This is a genomic window from Massilia terrae (assembly GCF_024753145.1).
In the GTDB taxonomy this organism is placed as follows: Bacteria; Pseudomonadota; Gammaproteobacteria; order Burkholderiales; family Burkholderiaceae_D; genus Telluria; species Telluria terrae.
In genome coordinates, this window is the sequence record NZ_JANUGU010000007.1 from 285,947 (window position 1) to 297,620 (window position 11,674).

Annotated in this window: 6 protein-coding genes; 2 read left to right on the plus strand and 4 right to left on the minus strand. The window is 62.0% G+C overall.

All coding sequences use genetic code 11. The annotated features are described in order from the left end of the window. Positions 1–305: 305 nt before the first annotated feature. The 3 genes from gudD to NX778_RS19535 form a co-directional block, all read right to left on the minus strand. A complete protein-coding gene (gene gudD / locus NX778_RS19525) occupies positions 306–1,646 on the minus strand; it encodes a glucarate dehydratase (protein ID WP_258813454.1) in 1,341 nt (446 codons plus the stop codon). 111 nt (positions 1,647–1,757) lie between these two features. Then, complete coding sequence (locus NX778_RS19530; RefSeq protein WP_258813455.1) at positions 1,758–2,825, minus strand: porin; 1,068 nt, start codon at positions 2,823–2,825, stop codon at positions 1,758–1,760. A gap of 144 nt (positions 2,826–2,969) precedes the next feature. Further along, complete coding sequence (locus tag NX778_RS19535) at positions 2,970–4,325, minus strand: MFS transporter (RefSeq protein WP_258813456.1); 1,356 nt, start codon at positions 4,323–4,325, stop codon at positions 2,970–2,972. Positions 4,326–4,531: 206 nt separating this feature from the next. Here NX778_RS19535 and NX778_RS19540 point away from each other — a divergent pair, with 206 nt between their 5' ends. Beyond that, entirely contained in the window at positions 4,532–5,416 is an 885-nt protein-coding gene (locus tag NX778_RS19540) for a LysR family transcriptional regulator (RefSeq protein WP_258813457.1), read from the plus strand. A gap of 77 nt (positions 5,417–5,493) precedes the next feature. Here NX778_RS19540 and NX778_RS19545 read toward each other — a convergent pair whose 3' ends face one another. Next, positions 5,494–5,637, minus strand: a complete 144-nt coding sequence (locus NX778_RS19545; protein WP_370661350.1) for a Rid family hydrolase — start codon at positions 5,635–5,637, stop codon at positions 5,494–5,496. A 311-nt stretch (positions 5,638–5,948) separates the two neighbouring features. On the opposite strand from NX778_RS19545, the gene NX778_RS19550 reads away from it, so the two are divergent. Next, on the plus strand, positions 5,949–11,674 hold a 5,726-nt coding region (locus NX778_RS19550; protein ID WP_258813458.1), incomplete at its 3' end, for an Ig-like domain-containing protein.

Genomic DNA, 11,674 nt, shown 5'->3' on the forward strand with positions numbered 1-11,674 from the left:
AGGTAGCGCAAGCAAAATGTTAGTAAAATATCAATTCACAGTGTCCAACAACTATGCCAACGAGCGCCAGCTAAAGCGTCGAACAAGGTCATCCGGAAGGCCGCCGCTCTTGCGGCGCTTCGGGACGAACCGTGTCTTTTCAGCATGGCCTCTTCTCGTGAAGGCCCATCGCGTCCTCCTCCAACGGTCGAAGAATTGGTTTAGACGCAACGGCGACGCTGGCCGGAAAGTTCCACTTTTACTTCGTTTCTTCGACGAGTTTCACTTTTACTTCATAAAGAGTTCCACTTTTACTTCATCGGACGTCAGCGCACCAAGCAAGGCCGCTTGTTATCGAACTTCCACCCCGGAATCAAGAACTGCATCGCAGCCGCATCATCCCGCGCCCCCAGCCCCATGTTCTTGTACGCCTGATGCGCCTTCTCGACCTCGGCCATGTCGATCTCGATACCAAGACCCGGCCTTTCCGGGATCCGGATCATGCCCTGCTCGATCTTCAACGGCTCCTTGGTCAGGCGCTGCCCGTCCTGCCAGATCCAGTGCGTATCGATCGCCGTGACCTTGCCCGGCGCCGCCGCGCCAACATGGGTGAACATCGCCAGCGAGATATCGAAGTGATTGTTCGAGTGCGAACCCCAGGTCAGCCCAAACATCTCGCACAGCTGCGCCACCCGCACCGAACCCTGCATGGTCCAGAAGTGCGGATCGGCCAGCGGAATGTCGACCGATTGCAGCTGGATCGAATGCGCCATCTGGCGCCAGTCGGTCGCGATCATGTTGGTCGCGGTCGGCAGGCCGGTGGCGCGGCGGAATTCGGCCATGACTTCGCGGCCCGAGAAACCACCCTCCGCGCCGCACGGGTCTTCCGCATACGCGAGGATGCCGTGCATGTCGCGGCACAGGCGGATCGCTTCCTGCAGCGACCATGCTCCGTTCGGATCGAGCGTCACGCGCGCCTGCGGGAAGCGCTCGTGCAGCGCGGTGATCGCCTCAATTTCGGCGTCGCCGGCCAGCGCGCCGCCCTTCAGTTTGAAGTCGTTGAAACCATAGCGTTCGCGCGCCGCTTCGGCCAGGCGCACCACCGCTTCCGGCGTGACCGCTTCTTCATTGCGCAGGCGGAACCACGCGTTGTCGGCGTCCGGTTCGGTGCGATAGGCCAGCGTCGTCTTCTTGCGATCGCCGATGTAAAACAGGTAGCCCAGCATCTCGACCGCGTCGCGCTGCATGCCTTCGCCGAGCAGCGCGGCGACCGGCACGTTCATGAACTGGCCGAGCAGGTCGAGCAGCGCTGACTCCACCGCGGTGACCGCGTGGATGGTGGTGCGCAGGTCGAAGGTCTGCAGGCCGCGGCCGCCCGCATCGCGGTCGGCGAAGGTGGAGCGCATCGCATTGAGGATGTTGTTGTACTCGCCCAGCGTCTTGCCGACGATGAGCGAACGCGCGTCCTCGATGGTCTGGCGGATCTTCTCGCCGCCCGGCACCTCGCCCAGGCCCGTGTTGCCCGAACTGTCGGTTAGGATCACGATATTGCGGGTGAACCAGGGACCATGCGCACCACTCAGGTTGAGCAGCATGCTGTCCTGGCCCGCGACCGGGATCACGCGCAGATCGGTGACCACCGGTGCGCCGGAAACTCTCGTATTCATTATTCGACTCCGTGAAGCATTCAATTCCTGTGGATCAGGCTCCTCCCGATAGTAGTGGAGCACTGATCCATTAACAAACCAATAAATGATGGGATAGATTCAAAACTTGAATCAGAAGGCGTGGCGGATGCCGAGGTTGTACCCTGTGTTGCCAGTGCCCGTCTCGGTATTGTTTGCCACCGTATAGCCCGCGCCGTTCTTGTTGCTGATGTGGCCGTACGCGGCATACAAGCCCGTCATCTTCGACAGCGCATACAGGTAGCCGATGCCCCACGACGACGCGTCCTGGTTGAACTTCGTCTTGTCGTTCAGGTGCATCACCGAAGCCATCAGCGTGCCGTTGCCGAGCGGCGCGGACAGGCCCAGCAGGACTTCGCCGCTGTCGGTGGACGGAGTCGCCTTGACCGCATACGCATTCGGATTACCCAGCGGGTGGGCGTTGAAACCCTTGTCGACCTCGTAGGCGGCGTACAGCTTCACGAAATGCAGGTCGTAATTCGCCGCCAGCAGTGTGTTGTGGCCGATGTCATGGTTGACGGCCGCGGTCGTCGCCGTGCCCACCACGTCCGTGTTCTTGGCGTTGTACGCCAGGCGGACAAGCAGCGGGCCGTGGGTGTAGCCGACCGCGCCACCGTACTGCCGGCCGGCGGACGACATGGTCTGCTCGCCCAGGCTGTAATCCAGCGCGACATCGAAGCCACCGACGTTCGGCGAGGCATAGGTCACCGCATTGCTGTTGCGGATATTGGTGCCCGAATCGGGGAACAGGTTCTTGGACGTGCCTGCGTAGCCGGTGCCGAAAGGATCGGCCACGCCGACCAGCGTGGTGTGGTACGGCGTGTACTGGCGGCCCAGCGCCACCGAGCCGGCGGCCGTCTTCAGGCCGACGAGGGCCTGGCGGTTGAAGATCGTGCCGGCGGCGTCGATTTCGCCGGTGTCGATCTTCACGCCTGCCTCCAGCGTGAAGAATGCCGACAGGTCATTGCCCAGGTTCTCAACACCACGGAAGCCGATGCGCGAGGCCGACGCCGCGCCGCTGGTTTCCTTGTTCACGTGGCCGGCCGCGCCGCCGCTCTCCCCGACCAGCGCGGCGTCCGCGATGCCGTAGATGGTGACATTGCTCTGCGCCTGGGCGGCGCCGCCCACGAGTGCCAGGATGATGAGTGCCTTGTTTTTCATGGTGTTCTCCGAAGTAGGGATGTGAGAAGTCCGCGTGCGCACGTGGCGCCGCCTGCGGGTGATGAAAGAAACGGGATTCGGGTGCGGCGGTCGCGGTGACCGCCGCCTGTGAAAACGGGGCGCTTGGCCCCGTCGTCTGATTCGCTATTTATTCAGCGACTTGACCAGCGAGACACGCTTGATATCGCCGACGATGACGAGGTAGCAGAAGATGGCCAGCGCCGCGTTGGCGCCGACGTAGACCAGCGCACCGGCGAAGGAACCGGTGCCCTGCACGATGTAGCCGATGACGATTGGGGTGGTGATGCCGGCGGTGTTGCCAAAGGTGTTGAACAGGCCGCCCGACAGGCCGCCCGCCTCTTTCGGCGAGGTATCCGAGACCACTGCCCAGCCCAGCGCGCCCACGCCCTTGCCGAAGAAGGCGAGCGACATCACGGCCACCACCAGCGTATCGGCCTCGATGTAATTACAAGCAATCATGCTCATCGACATCAACATGCCGATGACGATCGGCACCTTGCGCGACACCGACAGCGAGTAGCCGGCCTTGGCCAGGCGATCCGAGATCCATCCGCCGATGATGCCGCCGAGGAAGCCCGCGATGGCCGGCAGCGAGGCTACGAAGCCCGCCTTCAGGATGGTCATGTGGCGCTCCTGCACCAGGTAGACCGGGAACCAGGTCAGGAAGAAATAGGTCAGCGTGGTGATGCAATACTGGCCGATATACACGCCCAGCAACATGCGGTTCGACAGCAGCTCCTTGATGCAGGCCAGCGTGTTGACGTCGCTCTTGGTGTCAACGCGGGCGCCGTCGAGGTCGACCAGCGCGCCGCCCTCCTGCAGGTATTTCAGCTCGCTCGCGCTGACGGTCGGGTGGTCCTTCGGCCCGTAGATGGTCTTGAGCCAGACGAAGGCCATGATGATGCCCAGGCCGCCCATCACGAAGAACACGCTCTGCCAGCCGTAGCTGTGCACCAGGTAGCCCATGATCGGGGCAAACAGCACGGTCGCGAAATACTGGGCCGAGTTGAAGATCGCTGCTGCGAGACCGCGCTCATGCGAGGGGAACCAGGCCGAGGTGATGCGGCTGTTGCCGGGGAACGAAGGCGCTTCCGCGGCGCCGACGATCAGGCGCAAGGCGAACAGCATTGCCACCGCCGCGCCACCAGCCATGAAGCCCACCATGCCGGTCATCATCGTAAAGACCGACCACAGGAAGATGCTGAAGAAGTAAGTGATCTTGGAGCCGAAGCGGTCCAGCAGCCAGCCGCCCGGCAGCTGTGCCAGCACGTAGGACCAGGCGAAAGCGGAGAAAATGAAACCCATCTCCACCGCGGACAGGCCGAACACCTTCTTCATTTCCGGGCCGGCGATCGAAATCGTCGCGCGGTCGGCGTAGTTGATGGTGGTGATGATGAAAAGGATGGCGAGAATGCCCCAGCGCGTGCGGGATCCCAGTTTGGTCGCGGCGGCCGCGCCAATTGACTGTGCTTGCTCCACGTATGTCTCCGTTTTGTGATGGATGGTGCGGCTTTCTGCTCGGCCGCTTTTTGTTATGGCGATACCATGGTAGTTGAGCATTAAGCGGCCCAGCAAACCAATCAATAACTTGAGCGATTCAAGAGATGAATCGTTGACCTCCAGTTGCGTGCGCAAATTGAACGGATCACAATGGTGTATTCGTTGGCGTCTGGAGTCGGGAAAAAATGTTCGAAATCAGCCAGCTCCGGTGTTTTGTCGCGGTCGCCGAGGAGCTGCATTTCAGCCGGGCCGCCGAGCGCCTCAATATGACCCAGCCGCCGCTGAGCCGGCAGATCCGTCTGCTGGAACACCAGGTCGGCACCCAGCTGCTCGAACGGAGCAGCCGCAATGTTCGGCTGACGGCCGCCGGCACGGCATTTCTCCCGGAAGCGACGCGCATCTTGCGAATGGCTGAGGAAGCAATGTTCACGGCGCGCCGCGCGGCCAAGGGAGAGCAAGGAAGCCTGTCGATCGGCTTCACCTCCGCGTCCGGCTACAGCTTGCTGCCTGAACTCGTGAGCAAGCTGAAGACGCGCTGTCCCGGCGTCGCCTTGAATTTGAAGGAACTGGTCAGCACCAACCAGGTGGAGATGCTCAATTCAGGCGAAATCGATTTGGGCATCATGCGGCCGCACACCGTGAACAGCGAGCTTGAAAGCGTGCCGCTGGTGACCGAATCGCTGATGCTGGCGATTCACGAACGCGAGGCGGACCAGTGGCCGCTGGAGCCGACCATGGAATGCCTGCACGGGAAGCCATTCATCATGTACTCCCCTTTCGAAGCGCGGCCCTTTTATCACATGCTGAGCGAGCGCTTTGCCAAGGCCAAGGTTATCCCGGATATCGTCGAACATATCGGGCAGGTGCACACCATGCTCGCGCTGGTGCGCGCCGGTGTTGGCGTGGCGCTGATCGCCGATGGCGCCGCGAAGCTGAAGTTCGAAGGCATCGTGATGCGCGAGATGCAGACCGAGCCAGTGCACATGGTGTGCACCTATCGGCGCGATAACGATAATCCGGTCTTGCAGCTGTTCTTGCGCGAGATTCTGCCAACCTTCCACCCCGGCTGACGCAAGCAATTCAAGGGATTCGAAACCAGAACGCCAACCTCGATCAAGGGGTTGGCGTTTTCTATTCGTTCATTCGGCTAATGCACTGCGATGGCTGAAATTTCGAGGGCTGCATCCTTGGGCAGCCGTTGCACTTGAACCGTCGCGCGGGCGGGAGGCTTGTCCTTGAAGTAGGTGCCGTACACCGTATTCAACTTGGCGAAATCGTTGAGGTCCTTCACATACACCGTGGTTAGACAGGGATTTGAGATGTATCGCAGGCGACCGCCGACGCTTTGATGTGGAAGCCGGTCTGCCAAACCAATATAGATGTCGCCAAACGGATGTCAATACAGGCATGCCGCCCGCGTCTATTCTCCGAATTGAACCCGTCATCGCCGCCGGCGCCAAGGTAGCAAGTACCCTTTCTCCCAGTACAAATGTCCATGCTGTTCCGGACGTTTGTTCCATTTCAACTAAAAATTACTGCAGGTAGCATCTGGCTTGTTATCACCGATCGATAAGAGTTCATCAAACTTGAAGGGATCTCGTCATGAGCGTCACCCGAACCGTGTTTATCGATACCGCTTTGTCAAACTACGCATCGCTCGCAGCGCAGTACGATCCGAATACATTCAATGTCGTGCTGTTGAACAATGCGTCCTCCAGCGCCAGTCAGATTCAAAACTGGATGCAAAGCAATAACGCGATTGCCGCCAACATCAACATCGTTTCCTCTGTCGGCGGCCTCAACGGTTCCGTCACGCCCCGCATCGCTTTTGTTGATCCCAGCGTCGCGAACTTCCAGACCGTTATTGCCTCCATGCCAGGCAATATCACCGTGGTCGTGCTCGACCTGGGCAAGGATGGCATCCAGCAAATTCACGACTATCTCGCGGCCAACGCCAGCAACGTCGCCAGCGTGGACATCATTTCCCACGGCTCCCCTGGCGAAGTCGTGCTGGGCACGACTGTCTTGAACGCCGCCACCCTTGGCAGCTACAGCAACCAGCTCGCCGATATCGGCAGCCACCTGACGGCCGACGGCGACCTCCTCTTGTATGGCTGCGATGTCGCGAGCGGCGCGACAGGCCAGCAATTCATCACCGCACTCGCAGCGGCCACCGGGGCGGATGTTGCCGCATCGACTGACTTGACCGGCAGCGCCGCCGCGGGCGGCAACTGGACGCTCGAAGCCAGCACCGGCCCGATCGAAACCGCGGCCCTGAACATCGCCAATTACAACGGTCTGCTGGATGCGGCTACCGCGATCAACTCCGTCACACTGTCGTCGGACACCGGCGTGTCGTCCAGCGACTTCATCACCAAAACGGCCGCGCAAACGATCACCGGCACTTTCTCGGCATCGACCAATGGCAATTCTGCGCCGACGATCTGGGTCTCCACGGATGGCACCGGGGCAAGCAGAACCCAGGCTACCGTCACTTATACCGACAACGCGGGAAATGGCAGCTATTCGGCAAGCGTCACCTTGATCGCAGGGACGGGCAAGTCGATTCAATTCTGGTCCGGTGCGAACGGAAACAATCCGATTGCCGGAAGCAAGACCTACACCTTGGACATGACGGCCCCGACCACCACGGTCAGTTCGCTTGCTTTCAGTAACGATACCGGCGCCAGCACAAGCGATTTCATCACCAATAGCACCGCCCAGACCGTCAGCGGCGTCCTGAGCGCCAATACGGTCCAGGGCGAGGTGGTGCGCGTCTCGATCGACAACGGCGCTACCTGGCAAACTGCGTCCAATGTCGTGGGGCAGAAAACATTCAGCCTTTCGGGTGTCACGTTGCAGGGCAATAACACCTTGAAGGTGCAGGTCGAGGATGCCGCAGGCAACGCCGGGCAAGCCATCTCCCAGTCCTATGTCCTCGATACGAGGCTAACCGCGCCCACCGTGGCACTGACGGCGGACAGCGGCAAAGCCGGCGATGGGCTGACCAATAACGCCGCGCTCACCTTCAACACCGCCGACAGCGATGCCACACGCGTCATCACGGTCGACAGCAAGATCGTGACGAGCTACGACCCGACCACCCTCGCCGATGGTAGCCATACCGTCTCCGTCGCCGACACCGACGTCGCTGGCAATACCAAGAGCGCGTCCGTCAGCTTCACGCTGGACACCAAGCTGACTGCTCCCACAGTGGCCCTGACGACCGACAGCGGCAAGCCGGGAGACGGCCTGACCAACAACGCCGCCCTCACCTTCAATACCGCCGACAGCGATGCGACGCGCGCCATCACGATCGACGGCCAGGTGGTGAACAGCTACGATCCGAGCAGCCTGGCCGACGGCAGCCACACCGTCAGCGTCACCGACACCGACGGTGCAGGCAATACCAAGAGCGCCTCTGTCAGCTTCCTCCTCGATACCAAGCTGACGGCGCCCACGGTGGCACTGACGACAGACAGCGGCAAGGCCGGCGATGGCTTGACCAACAATGCAGGGCTCACCTTCAACGCGCCCGACAGCGACGCGACGCGCGTCATCACCGTCGACGGCAAAGTGGTGAACAGCTACGATGCGAGCTCCATGGCCGATGGCAGTCACACCGTCAGCGTCACCGATACGGACAGCGCAGGCAACACCAAGAACGCGTCCCTCAGCTTTACCCTCGATACCAAACTGACCGCGCCCACGGTGGCGCTCACAACCGATAGCGGAAAACCAGGCGACGGCTTGACCAATAATGCCGGCCTCACCTTCAACACCGCAGACGGCGATGCGACGCGCGTCATCACTGTCGACGGCAAGGTTGTGAGCAGCTACGATGCAAGCGCCTTGGCCGATGGCAGTCATACCGTCAGCGTCACAGATACCGATGGCGCAGGTAATAACGGTACAGCATCGGTCAGCTTCACCCTCGACACCAAATTGACCGCGCCCACGGTGGCGCTGACTTCCGATAGCGGAAAACCCGGCGACGGCTTGACCAACAACGCCGGCCTCACTTTCAACACTGCCGACAGCGACGCTACGCGCGTCATCACCGTCGACGGCAAGGTTGTGAGCAGCTACGATGCAAGCGCCTTGGCCGATGGCGGCCATACCGTCAGCGTCACGGATACCGATGGCGCAGGCAATACCGGGACCGCATCGGTCAGCTTCATCCTCGACACCAAACTAACCGCGCCTACGGTGGCGCTGACTTCCGATAGCGGAAAGCCCGGCGACGGCTTGACCAACAACGCCGGCCTCACTTTCAACACTGCCGACAGCGACGCGACGCGCGTCATCGCCGTCGACGGCAAAGTCGTGAACAGCTACGATGCCAGCGCCCTGGCCGACGGCAGCCACACTGTGAGCGTCACCGATACGGACGGTGCCGGCAATACCGGTACAGCATCGGTCAGCTTCACCCTTGATACCAAGCTGACTGCGCCGACCGTCGCGCTGACGACCGATAGCGGAAAACCCGGCGACGGCTTGACGAATAACGCCGGCCTCACCTTCAACACTGCCGACAGCGACGCGACGCGCGTCATCACTGTCGACGGCAAGGTCGTGAACAGCTACGACGCAAGCGCCCTGGCCGACGGCAGTCACACCGTCAGCGTCACGGATACCGATGGCGCAGGCAATACCGGGACCGCAGCGGTCAGCTTCATCCTCGACACCAAACTGACCGCGCCGACCGTATCGCTGACGACCGATAGCGGCAAGCCCGGCGACGGCCTGACGAACAACGCCGGCCTCACTTTCAACACCGCTGACAGCGATGCAACGCGCGTCATCACTGTCGACGGCAAGGTTGTGAGCAGCTACGATGCAAGCGCCTTGGCCGATGGCGGCCATACTGTCAGCGTCACAGATACCGATGGCGCAGGCAATACCGGGACAGCATCGGTCAGCTTCACTCTCGATACCAAACTGACCGCGCCGACCGTATCGCTGACGACTGACAGCGGCAAGCCCGGCGATGGCCTGACGAACAACGCCGGCCTCACATTCAACACTGCCGACAGCGATGCGACCCGCGTCATCACCGTCGACGGCAAGGTCGTGAACAGCTACGATGCCAGCGCCCTGGCCGATGGCAGCCACACCGTCAGCGTCACGGATACGGATGGCGCAGGCAACACGGGCACAGCATCGGTCAGCTTCACCCTCGACACCAAATTGACCGCGCCGACCGTGTCGCTGACAACCGATAGCGGCAAGCCTGGCGACGGCCTGACGAACAACGCCGGCCTCACCTTCAACGCTGCCGACAGCGACGCGACCCGCGTCATCACCGTCGACGGCAAGGTCGTGAACAGCTACGATGCCAGCGCCCTGGCCGACGGCAGCCACACCGTCAGCGTCACGGATACGGATGGCGCCGGCAACACTGGCACCGCATCGGTCAGCTTCACCCTTGACACCAAATTGACCGCGCCGACCGTGTCGCTGACGACCGATAGCGGCAAGCCCGGCGATGGCCTGACGAACAACGCCGGCCTCACATTCAACGCTGCGGACAGCGATGCGACCCGCGTCATCACAGTCGACGGCAAGGTCGTGAACAGCTACGATGCCAGCGCCCTGGCCGATGGCAGCCACACCGTCAGCGTCACAGATACCGATGGCGCAGGCAATACCGGGACCGCATCGGTCAGCTTCACCCTCGACACCAAACTGACGGCGCCCACGGTGGCGCTGACAACCGATAGCGGAAAACCCGGCGACGGCTTGACGAATAACGCCGGCCTCACCTTCAACACTGCCGACACCGACGCGACCCGCGTCATCACAGTCGACGGCAAGGTCGTGAACAGCTACGATGCCAGCGCCCTGGCCGACGGCAGCCACACCGTGAGCGTCACAGATACCGACGGCGCAGGCAACACGGGCACCGCATCGGTCAGCTTCACCCTTGACACCAAATTGACGGCGCCGACCGTGTCGCTGACGACCGACAGCGGCAAGCCCGGTGATGGCCTGACGAACAACGCCGGCCTCACATTCAACGCTGCGGACAGCGATGCGACCCGCGTCATCACCGTCGACGGTAAGGTCGTGAACAGCTACGATGCCAGCGCCCTGGCCGATGGCAGCCACACCGTCAGCGTCACGGATACGGATGGCGCCGGCAACACGGGCACCGCAGCGGTCAGCTTCACCCTTGACACCAAATTGACCGCGCCGACCGTGTCGCTGACGACCGATAGCGGCAAGCCCGGCGATGGCCTGACGAACAACGCCGGCCTCAAATTCAACGCTGCGGACAGCGATGCGACCCGCGTCATCACCGTCGATGGCAAGGTTGTGAGCAGCTACGATGCCAGCGCCCTCGCAGACGGCAGCCACACCGTCAGCGTCACGGATACGGATGGCGCCGGCAACACGGGCACCGCAGCGGTCAGCTTCACCCTTGACACCAAACTGACCGCGCCGACCGTGTCGCTGACGACCGATAGCGGCAAGCCCGGCGATGGCCTGACGAACAACGCCGGCCTCACATTCAACGCTGCGGACAGCGATGCGACCCGCGTCATCACCGTCGATGGTAAGGTCGTGAACAGCTACGATGCCGGCGCCCTGGCCGACGGCAGTCACACCGTGAGCGTCACCGATACGGACGGTGCCGGCAACACGGGCACAGCATCGGTCAGCTTCACTCTCGATACCAAACTGACCGCGCCGACCGTGTCGCTGACGACTGACAGCGGCAAGCCCGGCGACGGTTTGACGAACAACGCTGGCCTCACCTTCAACACTGCCGACAGCGACGCGACCCGCGTCATCACCGTCGACGGCAAGGTCGTGAACAGCTACGATGCCGGCGCCCTGGCCGACGGCAGTCATACCGTCAGCGTCACGGATACCGACGGCGCAGGCAACACCGGCACCGCATCGGTCAGCTTCACTCTCGATACCAAACTGACCGCGCCGACCGTATCGCTGACGACTGACAGCGGCAAGCCCGGCGATGGCCTGACGAACAACGCCGGCCTCACATTCAACGCTGCGGACAGCGATGCGACCCGCGTCATCACCGTCGACGGCAAGGTCGTGAACAGCTACGATGCCAGCGCCCTGGCCGATGGCAGCCACACCGTCAGCGTCACGGATACGGATGGCGCCGGAAACACGGGCACCGCATCGGTCAGCTTCACCCTTGACACCAAATTGACCGCGCCGACCGTGTCGCTGACGACCGATAGCGGCAAGCCCGGCGATGGCCTGACGAACAACGCCGGCCTCACCTTCAACGCTGCCGACAGCGACGCGACCCGCGTCATCACCGTCGACGGCAAGGTCGTGAACAGCTACGA